General features: G+C 66.8%; 18 protein-coding genes. 10 read left to right on the top strand and 8 right to left on the bottom strand.

Going from position 1 to position 21,299, the window contains the following annotated elements:
- Positions 1 to 367: 367 nt before the first annotated feature.
- Complete coding sequence (locus tag CBM2586_RS07465; RefSeq protein WP_115662193.1) at positions 368 to 1,885, top strand: amino acid permease; 1,518 nt, start codon at positions 368 to 370, stop codon at positions 1,883 to 1,885.
- A 10-nt stretch (positions 1,886 to 1,895) separates the two neighbouring features.
- Here the strand turns inward: CBM2586_RS07465 and CBM2586_RS07460 are convergent, their stop codons facing one another.
- The 6 genes from CBM2586_RS07460 to CBM2586_RS07435 form a co-directional block, all read right to left on the bottom strand.
- Positions 1,896 to 2,609, bottom strand: coding sequence for an ABC transporter ATP-binding protein (locus CBM2586_RS07460; protein ID WP_115662194.1), 714 nt, complete (start codon positions 2,607 to 2,609; stop codon positions 1,896 to 1,898).
- On the bottom strand, positions 2,609 to 3,385 hold the full coding sequence (locus CBM2586_RS07455; protein WP_115662195.1) for an ABC transporter ATP-binding protein: 777 nt from the start codon (positions 3,383 to 3,385) through the stop codon (positions 2,609 to 2,611). The genes CBM2586_RS07460 and CBM2586_RS07455 overlap by 1 nt, the downstream gene beginning before the upstream one ends.
- The gene (locus tag CBM2586_RS07450) at positions 3,382 to 4,695 is read right to left on the bottom strand and encodes a branched-chain amino acid ABC transporter permease (protein ID WP_115662196.1); all 1,314 of its coding nucleotides are present in this window, start codon (positions 4,693 to 4,695) and stop codon (positions 3,382 to 3,384) included. Before CBM2586_RS07450 ends, CBM2586_RS07455 begins: the two co-directional genes overlap by 4 nt.
- Positions 4,696 to 4,699: 4 nt before the next feature.
- Positions 4,700 to 5,647: a branched-chain amino acid ABC transporter permease gene (locus CBM2586_RS07445; RefSeq protein WP_115662197.1), complete on the bottom strand. Its 948-nt coding sequence runs from the start codon at positions 5,645 to 5,647 to the stop codon at positions 4,700 to 4,702.
- Positions 5,648 to 5,867: 220 nt separating this feature from the next.
- Entirely contained in the window at positions 5,868 to 7,118 is a 1,251-nt protein-coding gene (locus tag CBM2586_RS07440) for a branched-chain amino acid ABC transporter substrate-binding protein (RefSeq protein ID WP_115662198.1), read from the bottom strand.
- A 148-nt stretch (positions 7,119 to 7,266) separates the two neighbouring features.
- Positions 7,267 to 8,892: a 3-(methylthio)propionyl-CoA ligase gene (locus CBM2586_RS07435; RefSeq protein ID WP_115687138.1), complete on the bottom strand. Its 1,626-nt coding sequence runs from the start codon at positions 8,890 to 8,892 to the stop codon at positions 7,267 to 7,269.
- Between the two features lie 438 nt (positions 8,893 to 9,330).
- Between CBM2586_RS07435 and CBM2586_RS07430 the strand changes: the two genes are divergently transcribed.
- The 6 genes from CBM2586_RS07430 to CBM2586_RS07405 all read left to right on the top strand — a co-directional run bounded on the left by CBM2586_RS07430 (position 9,331) and on the right by CBM2586_RS07405 (position 13,650).
- On the top strand, positions 9,331 to 10,908 hold the full coding sequence (locus tag CBM2586_RS07430; protein WP_115687137.1) for a protein adenylyltransferase SelO: 1,578 nt from the start codon (positions 9,331 to 9,333) through the stop codon (positions 10,906 to 10,908).
- Between the two features lie 184 nt (positions 10,909 to 11,092).
- A complete protein-coding gene (msrB, locus tag CBM2586_RS07425; RefSeq protein ID WP_115687136.1) occupies positions 11,093 to 11,548 on the top strand; it encodes a peptide-methionine (R)-S-oxide reductase MsrB in 456 nt (151 codons plus the stop codon).
- A gap of 45 nt (positions 11,549 to 11,593) precedes the next feature.
- Positions 11,594 to 12,133 carry a septation protein A gene (locus CBM2586_RS07420; RefSeq protein ID WP_115663757.1) on the top strand — a complete coding sequence of 180 codons (540 nt, stop codon included), beginning with the start codon at positions 11,594 to 11,596 and terminating at the stop codon, positions 12,131 to 12,133.
- 49 nt (positions 12,134 to 12,182) lie between these two features.
- Positions 12,183 to 12,509, top strand: coding sequence for a BolA family protein (locus CBM2586_RS07415; RefSeq protein ID WP_115662202.1), 327 nt, complete (start codon positions 12,183 to 12,185; stop codon positions 12,507 to 12,509).
- A gap of 4 nt (positions 12,510 to 12,513) precedes the next feature.
- Positions 12,514 to 13,308, top strand: coding sequence for a peptidylprolyl isomerase (locus tag CBM2586_RS07410; protein ID WP_115687135.1), 795 nt, complete (start codon positions 12,514 to 12,516; stop codon positions 13,306 to 13,308).
- Between the two features lie 42 nt (positions 13,309 to 13,350).
- Positions 13,351 to 13,650, top strand: coding sequence for a hypothetical protein (locus CBM2586_RS07405; RefSeq protein ID WP_115687134.1), 300 nt, complete (start codon positions 13,351 to 13,353; stop codon positions 13,648 to 13,650).
- Between the two features lie 273 nt (positions 13,651 to 13,923).
- Here the strand turns inward: CBM2586_RS07405 and purL are convergent, their stop codons facing one another.
- Together purL and CBM2586_RS07395 are read right to left on the bottom strand one after the other, a co-directional pair.
- The gene (gene purL, locus CBM2586_RS07400; protein WP_115687133.1) at positions 13,924 to 17,970 is read right to left on the bottom strand and encodes a phosphoribosylformylglycinamidine synthase; all 4,047 of its coding nucleotides are present in this window, start codon (positions 17,968 to 17,970) and stop codon (positions 13,924 to 13,926) included.
- Between the two features lie 200 nt (positions 17,971 to 18,170).
- On the bottom strand, positions 18,171 to 18,758 hold the full coding sequence (locus tag CBM2586_RS07395) for a winged helix DNA-binding protein (protein WP_115687132.1): 588 nt from the start codon (positions 18,756 to 18,758) through the stop codon (positions 18,171 to 18,173).
- Positions 18,759 to 19,242: 484 nt separating this feature from the next.
- Between CBM2586_RS07395 and CBM2586_RS07385 the strand changes: the two genes are divergently transcribed.
- From CBM2586_RS07385 to CBM2586_RS07375, 3 genes are all read left to right on the top strand, one after another.
- The gene (locus tag CBM2586_RS07385; protein ID WP_115662208.1) at positions 19,243 to 19,524 is read left to right on the top strand and encodes a hypothetical protein; all 282 of its coding nucleotides are present in this window, start codon (positions 19,243 to 19,245) and stop codon (positions 19,522 to 19,524) included.
- Between the two features lie 218 nt (positions 19,525 to 19,742).
- Complete coding sequence (locus CBM2586_RS07380; RefSeq protein WP_115687131.1) at positions 19,743 to 19,961, top strand: DUF2188 domain-containing protein; 219 nt, start codon at positions 19,743 to 19,745, stop codon at positions 19,959 to 19,961.
- Positions 19,962 to 20,125: 164 nt separating this feature from the next.
- Positions 20,126 to 21,241 carry a sensor histidine kinase gene (locus CBM2586_RS07375; protein ID WP_115687130.1) on the top strand — a complete coding sequence of 372 codons (1,116 nt, stop codon included), beginning with the start codon at positions 20,126 to 20,128 and terminating at the stop codon, positions 21,239 to 21,241.
- Positions 21,242 to 21,299: the final 58 nt, after the last annotated feature.

The raw sequence follows: 21,299 nt of genomic DNA, 5'->3' as shown, positions 1-21,299 counted from the left end.
ACCCTTGACCAGAGTTGCCGCTTTCCCGCGCCCTGCAACGCACTCCGGCGCCTGGGCGAAACAAGCATACACAAAATAGCACGGTCGTTCAATTTTAATTTCCGAACATTTACGGGGCCATGCGCAACGCGAATGTCGCCCCTGATCGCGCTGCATGGAGCCGCTGCTTAACCACAGCAAGGAAGCCGTCCGCGATGCCGGTCAAGCCACTTTGCCGTCCTGCGCGCACGACGCCCCCAGACCAGTATCGGACTTTATTTGACCGGTACGGGAAAATCGGCCGGACAGACACGGTAGACTCGCGGCTTTTCGTTTTTTGCCCCCGGCCTTCACCAGACGCCGGGCGGCGGAAGGTCCGGCGACCCTGATGTCTTCCCCCATCCATACTTCATCCGAACACCCTGCCCGGGTGCAGGAACACCAGCACCCGGTGGTCGAACACGACGACCTCCAGCGCAAGCTCAAGGCCCGCCACCTGACCATGATCGCGGTCGGCGGCGCGGTCGGCACCGGCCTGTTCGTGGCCTCGGGCGCCTCGATCGCGCAGGCCGGCCCCGGCGGCGCGCTGCTGATATACATGCTGCTCGGCCTGATGGTCTATTGCCTGATGACCAGCCTGGGCGAGCTGGCGGTGCACATGCCGGTGGCCGGCTCCTTTGTCACCTACAGCGCGCTCTATGTCGACGAAGGCTTCGGCTTCGCGCTGGGCTGGAACTACTGGTTCAGCCTGGCGGTGACCATCGCGGTCGAACTGACCGCGGCGCAGCTGGTGATGCAGTACTGGTTACCCGACGTGCCCGGGGTGCTCTGGAGCGCCGGCTTCCTGCTGCTGATGTTCGGGCTCAACGCGTTCTCGGTGCGCGGCTTCGGCGAGGCCGAGTACTGGTTCGCGCTGGTCAAGGTGGTCACCGTGGTGGTGTTCCTGGGCGTGGGCCTGCTGATGATCTTCGGCATCATGCGGGGCGGCCCGCAGTCCGGCTGGCACAACTTCACCACCGGCGACGCGCCCTTCGTCGGCGGCATCCCGGCCATGTTCGGCGTGGCCATGATCGCGGGCTTTTCCTTCCTCGGCACCGAAACCGTCGGCGTCGCCGCCGGTGAGGCCGAACGGCCTGCCATCACGATTCCGCGCGCGATCCGCCAGACCTTCTGGCGCATCCTGCTGTTCTACGTGCTGGCGATCCTGGTGATCGGCGTGCTGATCCCCTATACCGACCCCAACCTGCTGCGCAACGACGTGACCGACGTCGGCGTGAGCCCGTTCGCGCTGGTGTTCCGCCACGCCGGGCTGGCCTCCGCCGCCGGGCTGATGAACGCGGTGGTGCTGACCGCGCTGCTGTCGGCGGGCACCTCCAGCATGTACGTGTCGACGCGAATCCTGTATGGCCTCGCCGCCAGCCGCCGCGCGCCGCGCGTGTTCGCCCGGCTGACGCGGAACGGCGTGCCGTTCTGTGCGTTGCTGGCGACCACCGGCATCGGCGCGCTGTGCTTCCTCAGTTCGCTGCTCGGCAACAAGACCGCGTACCTGTGGCTGCTCAACACCTCGGCCATGACCGGCTTCATCGCCTGGCTCGGCATCGCCGTCAGCCACTATCGCTTCCGCCAGGGCATGGCGCACCAGGGGCATGACCCTGGCAAGCTCGCTTACCGCTCGCCGCTGTATCCGTTCGGGCCGATCTTTTCGGCGGTGCTGTGCCTGGTGATTATCGGGGGTCAGAATTACCAGGCTTTCGCGGACATCCCCAACCGGTGGCCGGAGATCGTCGCTACCTATATTGGCGTGCCGGTGTTTCTGGTGTTGTGGCTGGGATATCGGCTGGTTACCGGATCGCGGCTGATTGCGTATGAGGATATGCCGTTTGAGTTTACGGAACGGGGGAAATAAGGGCTTGGTCCTACACCTCCAGCCACTCCTTCCTCACCTGCCCGTTCGCCTTCAACTCAGCCGGCGTACCCTCGAACACGATATGCCCGTGGCCCATGACGTAAACGCGCTGCGAGATATCCAGCGCAATCGCCAGCTTCTGCTCGATCAGCAGCACGGAAACGCCGCGTTCCTTCAGCGTCTTCAGGTAATCGCCCACCAGCGCCACGATCATCGGCGCCAGCCCTTCGGTGGGTTCGTCGATCAGGACCAGGTCGGGATCGCCCATCAGCGTGCGGCACAGCGTCAGCATCTGCTGCTCGCCGCCGGAGAGCACGCCGGCTGAGGTGTTCTCGCGCTCCTTGAGCCGCGGGAACATCTTGAACATGTCTTCGACGGTCCAGCGCGGCTTCGGCTGGCGCGGGTTGCGCTTCTCGCCCAGCAGCAGGTTCTGCCGCACCGTCAGCGTCGGGAAAATGTCGCGGTTCTCCGGCACGTAGCCGATGCCGAGATGCGCGATCTCGAAGGTGCGCCGCCCGAGGATCTCTTCGCCCCGGAACCTGACCGACCCTTCGGCCTTGACCATGCCGAGGATGGCCTTGGCCATGGTCGAGCGCCCGACTCCGTTGCGCCCAAGCAGCGCCACGATCTCGCCCTCGTCGATATGCGCGTCGACGCCGTGCAGGATATGGCTCTTGCCGTAGTAGGCGTGCAGGCCCGTGACTTCCAGCATGCGCTTGCCCATCAGTGCGCTCCTTCGGTGGTGGCCTCGTCGAGCGTGGTGCCGAGGTACGCTTCCTTGACCTTGCGGTTGGTGCGGATCGCCTGCGGCGTATCGGTGGCGATGACCTCGCCGTAGACCAGCACCGAGATGCGGTCGGCCAGCCCGAACACCACACTCATGTCGTGCTCGACCATCACCAGCGTCTTGCCCACCGTGACCTTGCGGATCAGCTCGACCGCGTGGTCCGATTCCGAGCGGCTCATGCCCGCGGTGGGCTCGTCCAGCAGGATCACCTCGGCGCCGCCGGCGATGGTGATGCCGATTTCCAGCGCGCGCTGCTCGGCATAGGTGAGCAGGCCGGCCTGGGTATCGCGGCGATGCTGCATGCCGATCAGCTCGAGCACGTCCTCGGCGCGTTCGCGCGCGTCGCGCAGGCCGGTGAGCCGGTGCCAGAACGAATACTTGTAGCCGAGCGACCACAGCACCGCGCAGCGCAGGTTCTCGAACACCGACAGCCGGTGGAAGATATTGGTGATCTGGAAGCTGCGCGACAGCCCCATGCGGTTGATGACGAAGGGCTGCAGCCCGCCGATTTCTTCGCCGTTCAGGCGCACCGTGCCGCTGCTCGGCGCGAAGCGGCCCGAGATCAGGTTGAAGGTGGTCGACTTGCCGGCCCCATTGGGGCCGATCAGCGCATGGCGCTCGCCCTTGGGGATGCTCAGGTTCACGCCGCGGATGATTTCCGTCTGGCCGAACTTCTTGCGTACATCGGTCAGTTCCAGTGCCGCCGCGCTCATGCCCTGCCTCCTGCGATTTCTGCCTGCACCTTGTCCCATTGCGCGCGCGACGCGCGCACCGCCAGCCGCCACGCCGCCAGCCCCACCGCCCACAGCGCCGCGGCCGCCAGCCACGGGGCCCAGGTGGCGGCATCGAAGCCGATGCCGAACAGCTTCATGGCGGTGCCGTTGGCGCTGTCGACCTGGACCTTGTAGACCAGTTCGACCGTGACGATCATGGCCAGCAGCAGCACCACGCCGGCGCCGCCGGCACGCGCGTAGTACGGCAGCATGCGGCCCAGCTTGCCCTTGCCCAGCAGCGGCAGCTGCATCAGCAGCAGGCTGGCCAGGCCGCCCGGCACGAACATCACCATCAGCACGAAGAACAGGCCCAGGTAGAGCAGCCAGGCCTTGGTCAGGTCCGACAGCGCCACCGCGAACAGCACGAACACCACCGCGCCGATGACCGGCCCGAAGAACACCCCGGCGCCGCCGATGAATACCGCCAGCAGCACGCCGCCGGAACGCACCGCGCTGACGTTCTCGGCCGAGACGATCTCGAAGTTGATCGCCGCCAGCGCGCCGGAGATGCCGGCGAAGAACGCCGACAGGATCAGCACCAGGTAGCGCACGCGCTGGGTGTTGTAGCCGATGAACTCGACCCGCTCGGGGTTGTCGCGCACCGCGTTGGCGATGCGGCCCAGCGGCGTCTGGGTCCAGGCGTACATCGCCACCATCGACACCAGGCACCACGCCGCGATCAGGTAGTAGACCTGGCGCCCGGGCCCGAAGCTGATGCCGAGGAACGGGTCGCCGACCACGCGGTTGGTGGAGATGCCGCCCTCGCCGCCGAAGAACTCCGGAAACATCAGCGAGCTGGCAAAGACCATCTCGCCGATGCCCATGGTGATCATGGCGAAGGTGGTGCCGGCCTTCTTGGTGGTGACGTAGCCGAAGATGACGCCGAAGAACGCGCCGGCCAGGCCGCCCACCAGCGGCAGCATCGACACCGGCAGCCACATCTTGCCGGCGCCGACCATGTTCAGCACATGCACGGCGATAAAGGCGCCCAGCCCGGAATACACCGCATGGCCGAACGACAGCATGCCGGTCTGCCCCAGCAGCATGTTGTACGACAGCGCGAAGATGATCATGATGCCCATCTGCGACATCAGCGTAATGGCGAAACCCCCGGTGAAGTACAGCGGCAGCACCAGCATGACCAGCACCGTCAGGCTCCAGATGATCCAGCGCGCCAGGTTCAGCGGGCGGTAGCGCAGGGTGCGGCCGGTCGCCACCGGATCGCGGGGTTGTTGCATCGCTTGCTCCATGGCGTCAGCTCTCCCGGGTTCCCATCAGTCCACGCGGGCGGAAGATCAGCATCACCACCAGCAGCAGGTACGGCAGCACCGGCGCCACCTGGGCCACCGTCAGCTTCCACAGCGAATAGAACGGCGTGGCCTCGCTCACCGCCAGCCCCAGGCCGGTCAGCAGGCCCGCCAGCGAGGCGTCGATGGTGACCGCGAAGGTCTGCAGCACGCCGATCAGGATCGACGCGATGAACGCGCCCACCAGCGACCCCATGCCGCCCACCACCGCCACCACGAACACGATCGACCCCACCGCCGCGGCCATCGACGGCTCGGTGACGAAGGCGTTGCCGCCGATCACGCCGGCCAGCCCGGCCAGCGCGGCGCCGCCGCCGAACACCATCATGAACACGCGCGGCACGTTGTGGCCCAGCGCCTCGACCATTTCCGGATGCGTCAGCGCGGCCTGGATCACCAGCCCGATGCGGGTGCGGGTCAGCACCAGGTAGATCGCCACCAGCATGCCGAGCGACACCAGCATCATGAAGGCGCGGTACTTGGGGAACGACGACGTGAACACCGTGAACAGCGGCCCGTCCAGTTCGGCCGGAATCCGGTACGGCACCGCGGCCAGGCCCCACACCAGCTTGACGCCCTCCTCGATCAGGTAGGCCAGGCCGAAGGTAAACAGCAACTCGGCCACATGGCCATACTTGTGCACCGTGCGCAGGCCGAAGCGCTCCACCAGCGCGCCCGCGCCCGCCACCAGCAGCGGCGCGAAGATCAGCGCCGGCCAGAAGCCGGCCTTGCTGGCGATGGTGTAGGCAAAGTAGGCGCCCAGCATGTAGAAGCTGGCATGGGCAAAGTTGAGCACGCCCATCATGCTGAAGATCAGCGTAAGGCCCGACGACAGCATGAACAGCAGCAGCCCGTAGCTGATGCCGTTCAGCAGTGAGATGACGAAGAATTCCACAGCGTGTCCTTCAAGCTGGTGCCGCCACGCGCGGGCATGCCGGCATCGGTCCGGGTCGATCGGGGTCGATCGGGGGTGAGCGCCGCCCCCGGGGACGGACATCGCCCCCGGAAACGCCCCGTTATGGTCTGAGACAAAGACCGGAATGCCGGCCGGAAAGACCGGAAGTATGCAGGCCGCGCGGCCACCTTGCCAGCGCGGCCGCGCGTTCCCGCAAGGATCAGCCCGGCCGCTTCATCTGGCACGAGGTCGGCTGGGCCGACACGTACTGGTCCATCAGCGCGTTGGTCTTCCAGCCGTAGCCGGTGTTTTCCTGGTCGTACTTGACTTCCTTGCCGTCGACCTTGGTCCAGGTGGCCACCACCAGCGACTGCTGCGCCTGGTGGTCGGTGTTGCGCATCTCGACCGTGCCGTTCATGCTGTCGACCTTGATGCCTTCGAGCGCCTTGGCCACCTTGACCGGGTCGGTCGAGTTGGTGTCCTTGATCGCCTTGCTGAGCATGGCAATGCCGGTGTACGAGGCCATCACGTAGAAGTCGTCGTTGTACTTCTTCTTGTAGCCCTCGATGATGTCGGCGCCGCGGAAGCCCTTGTTGTTGGGGTTGTAGTAGCCCACGTACTTGACGTGCTCGGCGCCGGCCGAACCCATGGCGGTCGGCACGCCGGTGGTGCCGGCGTAGTAGGTGTAGTAGTTGGTGGCGAGGCCGGCGTCCTTGCCGGCCTTGATCAGCAGCGCGAGGTCGCTGCCCCAGTTGCCGGTGATCACGGTGTCGGCGCCGGAGGCCTTGATCTTGGCCGCGTAGGGCGCGAAGTCCTTGACCTGCGCCAGCGGATGCAGGTCTTCGCCGACGATCTGGATGTCCGGGCGCTTGCGCTTCAGGTAGTCCTTGGCGGCGCGCGCCACCTGGTGGCCGAACGAGTAGTTCTGGTTGATCAGGTAGACCTTCTTGACGTTCGGATCCTTGGCCAGGAAGGTGGTCAGCGCCTCCATCTTCATGTCGGAGTTGGCGTCCAGGCGGAAATGCCAGTAGTTGCACTTGGCATTGGTCATGTCCGGATCCACCGCGGCGTAGTTCAGGTAGACGATCTCCTTGCCGGGGTTGCGCTCGTTGTGCTTGGCCACCGCATCCTGCAGCGCCAGCCCGACCGACGAGCCGTTGCCCTGCACCACGTAGCGGATGCCCTGGTCGATCGCCTGCTTGAGGATGGTCAGGCTTTCCTGCGGCGACAGCTTGTTGTCGAAGCCCACCACCTCGAACTTGTGCGGGCCGGCCCAGCCCTTCTGGTTGGCGACATCGGCCACATACTGCCAGCTCTTGAGCTGGTTCTGGCCAACCGGGGCCATCAGCCCCGAGAGCGGATCGATAAAGGCGATCTTCACCGTATCCGCGAGTGCGGACCCCGAAACCAGCGCAGAACCCAGTGCGGCAAACGTGGCCACACCGGCCACCAGCGGACGCATTTTCGTCATACCTGTCTCCTTCACTCTTGTCGTGGCTTATGGTTCGATGTCGTCGATGCGGCCGGACGCGTGGCGCCCTCCTGTTCGCGCCGCGCGGCCGGCCCCGGCAGCGCCGTGCCGCAAGCCGGCCGGCGCACCGGATGCTGGCCCGCCGGCCTCAGGCCGTCGGCAGCTTGTAGTCCTTGAACTGCTCGCGCAGCCGCAGCTTCTGCATCTTGCCGGTGGCGGTCAGCGGAATCTCGGTGACAAAGGCCACGTCGTCCGGAATCCACCACTTGGCGACCTTGCCCTCGAAGAACTGAAGCAGTTCCTCGCGGCTGACCTCGGCGCCGGGCTTCTTCACCACCACCAGCAGCGGGCGCTCGTCCCACTTGGGGTGGTAGGCGGAGATGCAGGCCGCCATATGCACCGCGGGATGCGCCGCGGCGACGTTCTCGATATCGATCGACGAAATCCATTCGCCGCCGGACTTGATCACGTCCTTGCTGCGGTCGGTGATCTGCATGAAGCCGTCGGCATCGATGGTGGCGACGTCGCCGGTGGGGAACCAGCCGTCGACCAGCGGGCTGGCGTCATTGCGGAAATAGCGGTCGATGATCCACGGCCCGCGCACCAGCAGGTCGCCGAAGGCCTTGCCGTCCCACGGCAGTTCCTTGCCCTCGCCGTCGATGATCTTCATGTCGACGCCGTAGATCACGCGGCCCTGTTTTTCCTGGATCTTGTGGCGCTCGGCGTCGGGCAGGTCGTGGTGCTTGGCCAGCAGCTTGCTTGCGGTGCCCAGCGGCGACATCTCGGTCATGCCCCAGGCGTGGATCACCTCCACGTCGTGCGCCTCGAGCGCGCGGATCATCGCCGGCGGCGCGGCCGAGCCGCCGATCACGGTGCGACGGAAGGTGGAGAACCTGAGCTGGTTGGCCTGTACGTGCTGCAGCAGGCCCAGCCACACCGTCGGCACGCCGGCGGAGAAGGTCACCTGCTCCTGCTCGAACAGCTCATAGAGCGAGGCGCCGTCGAGCTTGGGCCCCGGCAGCACCAGCTTGGCGCCGACCAGCGGCACCGAATACGGCAGGCCCCAGGCATTGACGTGGAACATCGGCACCACCGGCAGGATCACGTCGCTGGCCGAGCAGCCGAGCGCATCCGGCATGGCCGAGGCATAGGAGTGCAGCACCGTGGAGCGGTGCGAATACAGCGCGCCCTTCGGATTGCCGGTGGTGCCCGAGGTGTAGCACAGGCTCGACGCGAGGTTCTCGTCGAACTGCGGCCATTGGTAGTTGCCGTCCTGGGCCTCGAGCAGTTCCTCGTAGCACAGCAGCGGCACCTTGGCTTCGGCCGGCATGTGCGCGCGGTCGGTCATCGCCACCCAGCCCCTGACGTTGGGGCAATGCGGGGCCACGCCTTCGACCAGCGGCAGGAAGGTAAGGTCGAAAAAGATATAGCCGTCTTCCGCGTGGTTGACGATATAGGCGATCTGCTCGGGGAACAGGCGCGGATTGACGGTATGGCAGACGGCCCCCATGCCGGACACGCCGTAGTAGACCTCGAGGTGGCGGTAGCCGTTCCAGGCCAGCGTGCCGACGCGCTCGCCCTGCTTCACGCCGAGCGCGCCAAGCGCCTGCGCCAGCTTGCGGGCACGCAGCTCGCAGTCGCGGTACGTATGGCGATGCAGGTCGCCCTCCGTGCGCCGCGAGACGATCTCGGTGCTGCCGTAATAACGCGCGGCGTGTTTGATGATGGAGGAAATGAGCAGCGGTGCGCTCATCATTTGACCCATCAATGCCATGAACCTGCCTCCTGAATGCTGTTCTGTTCCACCGAAAAACGAACAACCGTTCTATTTTTGGACGGTCGTTCGCATCTATGGCATCGGCATGGAGCCGATCCGGTCGTGCACTGCCGTACTGTCGTCGCGCTGCTTTCGTCGGGGCCGCAATTCTGCGGAAGTCCATGCACCGGATTCATGGGCTAAGTGAAGGCGGGAAATAACCTTGCGGTGCATGGCGGCATGTCTGGCCGGGCGCAGTCTGTGCCGCGGTCTGGTACCGTTGAGGACGTACAATACTGCGTGGCATGTTGCACCTCAACATGTCGTTTTCCCTAGCCACCATCGCATTTTCGTGCCTTCCGCATGCCGCGCCGCACCGCCTCGAACGCGTGCCGCGGTACCGCACCGAGGGCACCGAAAGCGCACTGCCACCCGGCGCCCGAGCGCCCCTACGCGATGCCCGACACGCCCCCGCCGCACGCTCCGCAAGCCGTTGCCGATACCGCCACGCCGGCGACCCTGCCGCTGCCCTTCCCGACCGCGCCCGGCTTTGCCGAACTGGGCCCGCACTTCTTCACGCGCCTGCGTCCGACGCCGCTGCCGTCGCCATACCTGGTGAGCGTGGCGCCGGCGGCCGCGGCGCTGCTGGGCTGGGATGCCGGCGTCGGCAGCCGGCAGGACTTCATCGACACCTTCATCGGCAACCAGGTGCCGGACTGGGCCGAGCCACTGGCGACGGTCTATTCCGGGCACCAGTTCGGAGTCTGGGCCGGCCAGCTCGGCGACGGCCGCGCCATCCGCCTGGCGCAGGCGCAGACCGACACCGGTCCCTGGGAAATCCAGCTCAAGGGGGCGGGCCTGACGCCCTATTCGCGCATGGCCGACGGACGCGCGGTGCTGCGCTCCTCGATCCGCGAGTACCTGTGCTCGGAGGCCATGGCCGCGCTGGGCGTGCCGACCACGCGTGCGCTGTCGATCATGGGCTCTGACGCGCCGGTGCGGCGCGAGACCATCGAGACCGCCGCGGTGGTGACCCGGCTGTCGCCCACCTTCATCCGCTTCGGGCACTTCGAGCATTTCGCCGCGCACGACGACGTGGCCGCGCTGCGCAAGCTGGCTGACTTCGTCATCGATAACTTCATGCCCGCCTGCCGCGACGACAGCCAGCCCTACCAGGCGCTGCTGCGCGAGGTCTCGCTGCGCACCGCCGACCTGATCGCGCACTGGCAGGCGGTGGGCTTCTGCCACGGCGTGATGAACACCGACAATATGTCGATCCTGGGCCTGACCATCGATTACGGCCCGTTCGGCTTCCTCGACGCGTTCGACGCCAACCATATCTGCAACCACTCCGACACCCAGGGCCGCTACGCCTACAGCCAGCAGCCGCAGGTGGCGTTCTGGAACCTGCACTGCCTGGCGCAGGCGCTGCTGCCGCTGTGGCTGCCGCCCGCGCAGGCTGACCAGGAAGCCGCGCGCGATGCCGCGGTCGAAGCCGCGCGCGCCGCGCTGGACCCGTTCCGCGAGCGCTACGCCGCGGCGTTCTTCCGCCACTACCGCGCCAAGCTGGGCCTGCGCCCCCCCGCCGGCGGCGACGACAAGACCGACGAGCCGCTGCTGACCAGCCTGTTCCAGCTGCTGCACGGCCAGCGCGTCGACTACACGCTGTTCTGGCGCAAGCTGTGCGGCATTTCGGCCACCGATGCCTCGCGCGACGCGCCGGTGCGCGACCTGTTCCTCGACCGCGCGGCCTTCGACGCCTGGGTGGCCGACTACCGCGTGCGCCTGCGCGCCGAGCAATCGCACGATGCCGCCCGCGAGCTGGAAATGCTGGCGGTCAACCCCAAATACGTGCTGCGCAACCACCTGGCCGAGACCGCCATCCGCCGTGCGCGCGAGGACAAGGACTTCAGCGAGGTGGACCGGCTGCTGGCGGTGCTGTCGCGCCCGTTCGACGAACAGCCCGAGGCCGAGCACTACGCCGCGCTGCCGCCGGACTGGGCCGCGGGGCTGGAGGTCAGCTGCTCGTCTTGAAGCCGGCGCTGCGATGCGCGCGCATGCAAGCCGGCGCAAGCCGGTGTAAGGTTCGCGCATTTCCGGCGACGAACGCCGAGGACCAATGCCGAGGACCAGCGGCAAGGATCAGCGGCAAGGACCGGCGACGGGCGCTGAACGACTGACCGGCCTGCTACTCCAAGGGAACACCGCGAGGACAACCATGACCACCACCAAGACCGACGCCGAGTGGCGTGCACAACTCTCCGAGATCGAATACCGCGTCACCCGCGAAGCCGCCACCGAGCGCCCGTTCACCGGCCGCTACTGGGACCACTGGGACCAGGGCATCTACCACTGCGTCGGCTGCGGCACGCCGCTGTTCGAATCCGCCACCAAGTTCGATGCCGGCTGCGGCTGGCCCAGCTATTTCCGCCCGATCAACGGCGAGGTCATCGCCGAGCATGTCGACCACAGCCACGGCATGACGCGCATCGAAGTCCGCTGCAAGGAATGCGGCAGCCACCTGGGGCACGTGTTCGAGGATGGCCCGGCGCCGACCGGGCTGCGCTATTGCATCAACTCGGCTGCGTTAAAATTCGACGATCGCGACCCGGCGCAGCGTGCGGCGGATGATGCCCACGCTGGCGACGCGCCCAAGCGCGACCCACAGCCCTGACGCCCGAATTGCCCGGCCATGCCGCCGGGCACAACCTGGACCCGCATGAAATTCCTGTTCGACCTGTTCCCGGTCATCCTTTTCTTTGCCGCATTCAAGCTGGCCGACATCTACACCGCCACCGCCGTGGCCATCGGCGCCACGGTGCTGCAGATCGGCTGGGTCTGGTTCCGCCACCGCAAGGTCGAACCGATGCAGTGGATCAGCCTGCTGATCATCGCGGTCTTCGGCGGCGCCACGCTGGTGCTGCACAACGAGACCTTCATCAAGTGGAAGCCGACCGTGCTGTACTGGCTGTTCGCGGCCGCGCTGCTGGGCTCGGTGCTGGTGTGGCGCAAGAACCTGATCCGCGCCATGATGGAAAAGCAGGTGTCCCTGCCGGATCCGGTGTGGGCGCGGCTGAACCTCGCCTGGGCCGGCTTCTTCGCCGCCATGGGCGTGCTCAACCTGTACGTGGCCTACCAGTTCTCGACCGAGGCCTGGGTCAACTTCAAGCTGTTCGGCAGCATGGGGCTGATGCTGGTCTTCATCGTCGCGCAGAGCGTCTGGCTGTCGCGCCACATGCCCGAAAACACCCAGGACTGACGGCGCCGCCGCGCCCCGTCCCGCCTCCAAGAACCGAAGGAAACCATTGATGGCAGCCGATCCCGCTACGATCGAGGCAATGCTGCGCGCAGCGCTCGCCCCCAGCCACCTGGCCGTGCGCGACGACAGCGCGCTGCACGCCGGACACGCCGGCGCCGCGTCCGGCGGCGGACATTACGACGTGACAATCGTCAGCGAGCGCTTTGCGGGTCACAACCGGGTTGCCCGACACCGCATGGTGTATGATGCGCTGCGCGGTCTGTTCCCCACGCAGATCCACGCCCTCGCCGTGACTGCGTTCACCGACCAGGAGTACCAGTCCCGCGCACAATCCCTCGCATCGTCACGCGATTCTTCCAGCAACTCTCAGACCTGATTCCATGAAGACCACCGTCCTCTCGTTCAGCCTGGCGGCTGTGCTTGCTGCCGGCAGCCTGCCGGCCATCGCCCAGAATGCCGCCGTCGTGAATGGCAAGGCCATTCCGTCGGCAAAGCTGGACAAGTTGATCGCCGGCACCGGCCAGCCCGACAGCCCGGAGCTGCGCACGCGCGCCCGCAACATGCTGATCGACCGCGAACTGCTCGTGCAGGAAGCCAACAAGCGCGGCCTGACCCAGCGCGACGACGTGCAGGAGCAACTGGAACAGGCCCGCCTGAACGTGCTGGCCGGCGCGGTGTTCGAAGACTACGTCAAGAGCCATGGCGCCAGCGACGCCGAGCTGCGCAAGCAATACGACAAGATCAAGTCGCAGTTTGGCAACGGCAAGGAATACCATGCCCGCCACATCCTGGTGGAAAAGGAAGCCGACGCCAAGGCCATCATCGCCAAGATCAAGGGCGGCGCCAAGTTCGAGGAGATCGCCAAGACCTCGTCCAAGGATCCGGGATCGGGCGCCAACGGCGGCGACCTGGACTGGGCCAACAGCAGCAGCTACGTGCCCGAATTCTCCGCCGCCATGACCGGCCTGAAGAAGGGCCAGATGACCGATACCCCGGTCAAGACCCAGTTCGGCTGGCACATCATCGAGCTGCTCGACGTGCGCGACGCCAAGATCCCGTCGTTCGAAGAAGTGAAGCCGCAGCTGACGCAGATGCTGATGGGCGACCAGAACTGGCAGCGCGAGCAGTTCCAGGCCATGATGAAGTCGCTGAAGGACAAGGCCAAGATCCAGTAAGCGCGCGTGCCGGTCGCCCCCGCCGGCCTGCAGCCATCCAGGATGCAGCGCGTGCAGAAGACCGGCCGCTACTGGCAGCTCTGGCATCTCTCGTCCCGGGGCCTGTGCTATTGCGCACTGGCCTGGGCCACCCTGGACGGCGCCGCCCCCGGCTGGCGCCGGCTCCATCCCCACCTCCCTTTGCGGGATCGGTATTCCCCGGAAAAGACTTTGTATGCGGTCGTGGCCTATCAAGTGGCCAGCGGCGCGCTGGTGCCTGCGCGCGGATATGAGGGCGCGCGGATGCTGACGTATGTGCATGTGGCCTGGAGTTCGAGGCCGGGAAGTGTGGCTGCCGCCTGACGCTGGGGTTGTGGCTCAGGGGATGTGGATATCGGGCTGATGCGTTCCGGATTGAGCGCCTGACTTCGTTGATGCTCCGGCCCTCACCCCCGCCCCTCTCCCGCAAGCGGGGAGAGGGAAGCAAACACGCAGCGGCATCATTGCTTCGATGCCTTGCAGCTCCCGTTTGTGTACTGGCTCCCCCGCTTGCGGGAGACGGTTGGGGTGAGGACTGCCCTCTCCGTATGCAAGAGCGGGCAAGCCCTCAGCAGTTCGTCGCCTTGGCGCAGCGCCTTACCCCACCCACTTCCTCGCATTGCGGAACATCCGCATCCACGGGCTGCCGCCGTCGGCGACCTGCTTCCACGCGTCCGGTGCCCAGCTCATGGTCGCGGCGCGGAACACGCGCTCCGGGTGCGGCATCAGCACGGTGAAGCGGCCGTCGACGGTGGTCACCGAGGTGATGCCGTCCGGCGAGCCGTTCGGGTTGAGCGGATAGGTCTGCGTGACCGCGCCGTAGTTGTCGACAAAGCGCAGCGCCACATGGGCCTGGTCGATATTGCCCTGCTGCGAGAAGTCGGCAAACCCTTCGCCGTGCGCGACCACAATGGGGATGCGGCTGCCTTCCATGCCGGCGAAGAAGATCGACGGCGACGACTGCACCTCGACCGTGACATAGCGCGCCTCGTACTGCTCCGACTGGTTGCGCGTGAACTTGGGCCAGGCGCCGGCGCCCGGGATGATCGGGGCCAGGTTGCTCATCATCTGGCAGCCGTTGCAGACGCCCAGCGCAAACGTGTCCTGGCGGTTGAAGAAGGCCGCGAACTGCTCGGCCATCTGCGCGTTGAACAGGATGGTCTTGGCCCAGCCCTCGCCCGCGCCCAGCACGTCGCCGTAGCTGAAGCCGCCGCAGGCGACGAAGCCCTTGAAGTCGGCCAGGTTGGCGCGCCCGGCGATCAGGTCGCTCATGTGCACGTCGTGCGTGTCGAAGCCGGCGCGGTCCATGCTGTACGCCATCTCGATCTGCGAGTTGACGCCCTGCTCGCGCAGGATCGCCACGCGCGGACGCGCGCCCGTGGTGACAAACGGCGCGGCGATGTCGTCGGCCGGATCGAAGGTCAGCACCGGGCTGATGCCGGGGTCGGCGGCGTCCAGCAGGCGGTCATACTCGCTGTCGGCGCAGGCCGGGTTGTCGCGCAGGCGCGCGATGCGCCAGCTGACCTCGCTCCAGTTGCGCTGCAGGTCGGTGCGCGAGGCGCCGAACACCTTCTTGGCGTCGCGATAGATTTCCACCTGGTCGGTCGTGTTGGGCTTGCCCACCACATGGCTGCATGCCGACAGGCCGGCCTCGCGCAGCACCGCGAACACGGCGTCGCGGTCTTCCATGCGCACCTGCACCACCGCGCCCAGTTCTTCCGAGAACAGCGCGCGCAGGGTCTGGTCATTGCGGCGCTCGGCGATCTGCTGGGCCCAGTTCTTGGCGTCGCCATAGTCCTGTTCCTGCTGCGGGTCCAGCGCCAGCATGTCGACGTTGAGCGAGATGCCGCAATGGCCGGCAAAGGCCATCTCCGCCAGCGCCGCCAGGAAGCCGCCGTCGGAACGGTCATGGTAGGCCAGCAGCTTGCGTTCGCGGTTCAGGCGCTGGATCACGTTGAAGAAGTTCTTCAGGTCTTCGGCGTTGTCGACGTCGGGGGCGCTGTCGCCCACCTGCTGCGTCACCTGCGCCAGGATGCTGCCGGCCATGCGGTTCTTGCCACGGCCCAGGTCGATGGCGATCAGCACGGTGTCGCCGGCGTCGGTGCGCAGTTGCGGCGTCAGCGTGCGGTTGACGTCGTCGACCGCGGCAAAGGCCGAGATGATCAGCGATACCGGCGCGACCACTTCCTTGTCGACGCCATCGTCCTGCCACTTGGTGCGCATCGACAGCGAATCCTTGCCGACCGGGATGCTGATGCCCAGCGCCGGGCACAGCTCCATGCCAACGGCGTGCACCGTGTCATAGAGCTTGGCGTCTTCACCTTCCACACCGCAGGCCGCCATCCAGTTGGCCGACAGCTTGACCTTGCCCAGGTCCTTGACCGGCGCCGCGGCCAGGTTGGTCAGCGCCTCGCCGATCGCCATGCGGCCCGAGGCCGGCGCGTCGATCACGGCCAGCGGGGTGCGCTCGCCCATGGTCATCGCCTCGCCGGCGGTGCCCTGGTAGTCCAGCGTGGTCACGGCCACGTCGGCCACCGGCACCTGCCACGGCCCGACCATCTGGTCGCGCGCGTTCATGCCGCCCACGGTGCGGTCGCCGATGCTGATCAGGAACGACTTGCTGGCCACGGTCGGATGGCGCAGCACATCGCGCACGGCCTGCTCCAGGCTGATGCCGGTCACGTCCACGGCCGGCAGCGGCTGCTCGACGCGCCTGACGTCGCGGTGCATGCGCGGGGGCTTGCCCAGCAGCACGTCCATCGGCATGTTGACGGCGTAGTGTTCCTTGAGCGCGGCGTCGACGCTGGCGTCGACCAGTTGCAACTGCTTTTCCTCGGTGGCAATGCCGACCACGGCGAACGGCGAACGCTCGCGCTCGCACATGGCCTGGAACTGCGGGAAGCTGTCCGGCGCGATCGCCAGCACATAGCGCTCCTGCGACTCGTTGCACCAGATCTCCGCCGGCGACAGGCCGGACTCTTCCAGGTGCACCTGGCGCAGGTCGAAGCGCGCGCCGCGGTCGGCGCCGTCGACCAGTTCAGGGAAGGCGTTGGAGATGCCGCCCGCGCCGACGTCGTGGATCGACAGGATCGGATTGGCGTCGCCCAGTTGCCAGCAGGCGTTGATCACTTCCTGCGCGCGGCGCTCCATCTCGGGGTTGCCACGCTGGACCGAATCGAAGTCCAGGTCGGCGGTATTGGTGCCGGTCGCCATCGAGCTGGCGGCGCCGCCGCCCATGCCGATGCGCATGCCCGGGCCGCCCAGCTGGATCAGCAGCGTGCCGGCCGGCAGCGGGTTCTTGTGCGTGTGCGAGGCGTCGATATTGCCGATGCCCCCCGCGATCATGATCGGCTTGTGGTAGCCGCGCACGGTACCGCCGACGTTCTGCTCGTAGACGCGGAAGTAGCCGCCCAGATTGGCGCGGCCGAATTCATTGTTGAACGCGGCGCCGCCCAGCGGCCCGTCGATCATGATCTGCAGCGGCGAAGCGATGCGGTCTGGCTTGCCGGTCACGCCGGGCTTGTCGTCGGGGTTGCGGTGCGCCACCGGCTGCGCGGCGTCGCGGTCGTTCTCCCACGATTCGACGGCGTCCGGCAGCATCAGGTTGGACACCGTGAAGCCGGTCAGGCCGGCCTTGGGCTTGGCGCCGCGGCCGGTCGCGCCTTCGTCGCGGATTTCACCGCCGGCGCCGGTCGAAGCGCCCGGGAACGGCGAGATTGCGGTCGGGTGGTTGTGCGTCTCCACCTTCATCAGCGTGTGCGTCAGCGCCTCGTGGCGGCCGTACTTGTGGTCGTTGCCGCGCGGGAACCAGCGCTCGGCCACATCGCCTTCCATCACCGCCGAGTTGTCCGAGTAGGCCACGATCGAGCCTTGCGGATTGAGCTGGTGCGTATTGCGGATCATCGCGAACAGCGACTTGTCCTGCTGCACGCCGTCGATGGTCCAGGTGGCGTTGAAGATCTTGTGGCGGCAGTGTTCGCTGTTGGCCTGCGCGAACATCATCAGCTCGACGTCAGTCGGGTTGCGCTCCAGCTTCGCGTAGGCATCGACCAGGTAGTCGATCTCGTCCTCGGACAGCGCCAGGCCCATCTCGACGTTGGCCGCTGCCAGTGCGCTGCGGCCGGCGGCGATGTCGATAAAGCGCAGCGGCTTGGCCGGCAGTTCCTGGAACAGGCCGGCGGCATCGTCACGCGTGGCGACCACGGTCTCGGTCATGCGGTCGAACAGGTGCGCGGCGACGGCGGCGCGTGTATCCGCGTCCAGCGACTTGCGGCCGCGCAGCAGGCCCTTCTTGCAGATCACGGTGATCTCGATGCCGCGCTCGATGCGGTGGATATGCGCGAGGCCGCAGTTGTGGGCAATGTCGGTCGCCTTGCTGGCCCACGGCGAGATCGTGCCGAAGCGCGGGATCACGACGAAGCGGTCGCCCTCGGGCTGCTCGGCGAACGGTGCGCCATAGGTCAGCAGCGCCGCCACGCGCGACTGGTCGTCGGCCGACAGCGGCGTCTGCGCGTCGACGAAATGCAGGAACTGGCCGTGCACCGACTCGATATCGGCGTCGATTTGCCGGAGAGCGGTGAGCAGGCGTTGCTGACGGAAGGCGGAAAGCGCCAAAGCGCCGGGGAAGCACGAGAAATGCGCCATGATCGTAGCGGTCGGAAGGCGTGGAGGTAAAGCCTGGTAGGGGCTGCTGCTTGCTCGGCACCGCTGCATGGGGTGCCGGCTGGCGGGAAACCGCTATTGTACCTTGCCGGCCCCCGCTTTTTGCACTGCGACATCGCGGCCGCGCTGTGTCAGGCCAATTCGTGATAATGCCTATGCATCACTTGATGGCGACGAGAGCATCAGAGTGATGTCGCCGAGCGCGCGGCCTGCTCGTACAGGCCGGTCAGCACGCGCATCAGCCGGGCCAGCTCGCCGATTTCGGCATTCTCTTCACTGCCCTCGGTGAAATTGCTGGTCAGGCATTGCTCGCGGATCTCGCGGTAGCGCGCACACGCCTCGGCGCCGGCCTCGGTGGTCGAATAGGTCGCCTCCTTGCCCACCCGCTCCCCGCTCACCAGCCCCAGCCCCTGCAGCTTTTTCAGCGCGTAGGTGACCAGGTGGGTGTCTTCCACGTTGAGCACGAAGCAGATATCGGCCAGCCGCTTGGAGCGGCCACGGTGGTTGACATGGTGCAGCACCAGCACGTCGAGGAAGGTCAGGTCGCGCACGCCGGCCGCGCCCATGCAGCGCACCACCCAGCGGCTGTAAGCGTTGTAGGCGGTGTTCAGGCCGAACTCGAATTCCGACAGTTCGGGGCTGCGCACCGACACCAGGTGCGAGGACGACACGATATTGGCGCCGGCGGCGCGCGACAGCGCGGCTGGCCTGCCGGCAGAGGCATCGTTGGCCACGGCGGCGGGCGCGCTTGCGGCAGGCTTGCGTGACATGGGGCTGGATCCTTTCAATTGGGGGCGGGTTGCACGGCCGGATTACGCCGGATCGACCAGGGGCCACCGCCTTGGGCCTGACAGTTTATCGGTGAATTACCAGGAATAAAACGACATTTCGGGCACCCCGCCTGGCCGGGTGCCCTGACCGGCCCCGCGGCGTTTCGGACTCTTCTCAGAGCGTCCGGAGGCGCTATACTGTATATCCATACAGTACTCACGGAGCCCCCCCCATGTCGCCCGAACCTGCAAACTGCCCCCTCTGCGGCGCTGCTGCCGAGCGCACGCGCGCCGCGCCCCGCGGCTACCTCTACCGGTGCCCAGCCTGCGGCGCCTACCATATCAGCCGCAGCGCGCTGGCTTGCCGCCAGGACATTCCCGCTTCCGCCAGGACGGAGGTCCGGCTGCTGCGCGCCTATGGCCACCAGCCCCGGATCGAGGTCTGCCGGGACGGCGTGCGCATCGTGCCCGGGGGGAGGTAACCATGGGCAACCGCAAACGGGCGGCAAGCTGCCACCTGCCGGCCGCAGCGCCCGAGTATCCGGTGCCCGGGGCGAACGGCATCCTGGCGCAAGTGCAGGGGCACCATGTCGCCGCCGCGCTGCAGACCCTGCCGCGCGCCACGGCAGACGCGCCCAATCACCACGAGGTGCTGGTCGAAGCCGGCCATCTCGGCACGGTCCGGCTGTTTATCGTGAAGAAGCTTGCGCGCCACAACCGCCACAGCCACTATTACTGGTCGGCCTATCGCGCCGAGCCTGCCTGAAGCAGGGACGGTTCCGCGCCCGGATGGCCGAAGCCGTGGCCTCGCCACGAAGCATCAGGTCGTGATGCATGTTTGCGACGCTACCACTTGAGTGGGGATATGCTAAGGCCAACACGGCGCGGCAATATCGGCCTGTCGAATGCGTTCACCCATTCGGCTTCGACCGCCCGCTAGACGTAGCGGGCGCTTTTTTTTCGGCCCCTGACTCGGGAGGCAACATGCAAGCGCGAATCATTCGCGTTATGCCGATCGACTATGGCTGGGCACTGGAGTCCGAAAGCCTGATACGGACACAACGGTTCGCGACACTCGAGGCGGCAATCTCGGCGGGATGGGCGCAGGCCGAACGCGTGAACGGCGAACTGCATGTCCATCGCCATGATGGCGGCGTACGCCTGCGCGCTGCGGCTAGCAGCGCCGAAGCATCACAAGGCTGAGATCGCCGGCGGCCGCAGGCCCCGGCACGGATCACTGCCGAGGCTCTTGCCGTGACCGGTGGCGCGCCCCCATGGACCTGCGGTCGTCGGAATCGCCGGCAATCAGCGTAAGATGGCTCCCACCCAGGTGCATAGACGGGTTCCCCAATCCTGCCGGAGCACACATGCGACTTGCCGATTTCATCTTGCGCGACATGAGCCGGATCCTGACGGAATGGGAGGCGTTTGCCGCCACCCTGATGCCGGCCGCCAGGCACATGGATTCACCCGCGCTGCGCGATCACGCGCTGCAGATCCTCCAGGCCGTGGCCAGGGACCTGTCGACTCCGCAGACGCCCCACGCCCAGCGGGAAAAATCGCTGGGGCGGGCCCCGCGCCTGCCCGACGCCCCGGAGACCGCGGCCCAGACCCACGCGCTGCTGCGGGCGCGCCATGGCTTCAACATCAACCAGATAGTCGGCGAGTACCGCGCCCTGCGCGCGAGCGTGCTGCGCCTGTGGATCGACGCTTGCCATCCGGACCTGCCGGATCGCGGTGACATGATCCGCTTCAACGAAGCCATCGACCAGGCCGTCGCCGAATCGGTCGGCTATTTCGATGCGCAAGTCGAGCAGTCGCGCAACCTCCTGCTCGGCATGCTGGGCCACGACATGCGCAGCCCGCTGCAGACCATCCAGGCCACCGCGAGCTACCTCGCGGCGCTCAATGCCGGCGAAAAAGTCTCCGAGGCCGCGGCCCGCCTGATCCGCAGCGGTGCCCGCATGAACGCGCTGCTGGACGACCTGTGCGATTTCAACCGGACCAAGCTCGGCCTGGGCATCAACATCGCTCCCGGCGACGTCAATCTGGCACAGGTGTTCGGCGACGCCGTGGACCAGCTGCGCGCCGCCCACCCGGACCACCGCATCGAGTTCGTGGTCCGTGGCAACGTGCAAGGCGTCTGGGACGGCTTGCGGCTGCAGCAGCTGCTTTCCAACCTGGTCACCAATGCGGTCATGTACGGCGAGGCGGATGCGCCGGTCCGCGTGGTCGTTACCGGCGATGATGCGGAGGTCCGTGTCGCGGTCTGGAACAGCGGGCCGCCGATCGGTCCGCAGACCTTGAGCCAGATCTTCGACCCGCTCCGGCGGGGCGACGATCCGCACGACAAGAACCCCCCCGGGCTGGGGCTCGGGCTGTATATCGCGAGCGAAATCGCCAAGGCCCACCTTGGCTCGATCGAGGTCCGCTCCGATGCGGCCGGCACCGTGTTCGAGGTACGCCTGCCGCGCCAGGCCTAGCCGGCGGTGCTACCAGCGGCCTGCGCGCCATCACATAGAGGCCATCCCTACCTGTCGC

Origin of the sequence: Cupriavidus taiwanensis (assembly GCF_900250115.1) — a bacterium.
GTDB lineage: Bacteria > Pseudomonadota > Gammaproteobacteria > Burkholderiales > Burkholderiaceae > Cupriavidus > Cupriavidus taiwanensis_B.
This window is presented reverse-complemented; position numbering and strand designations above follow the sequence as displayed.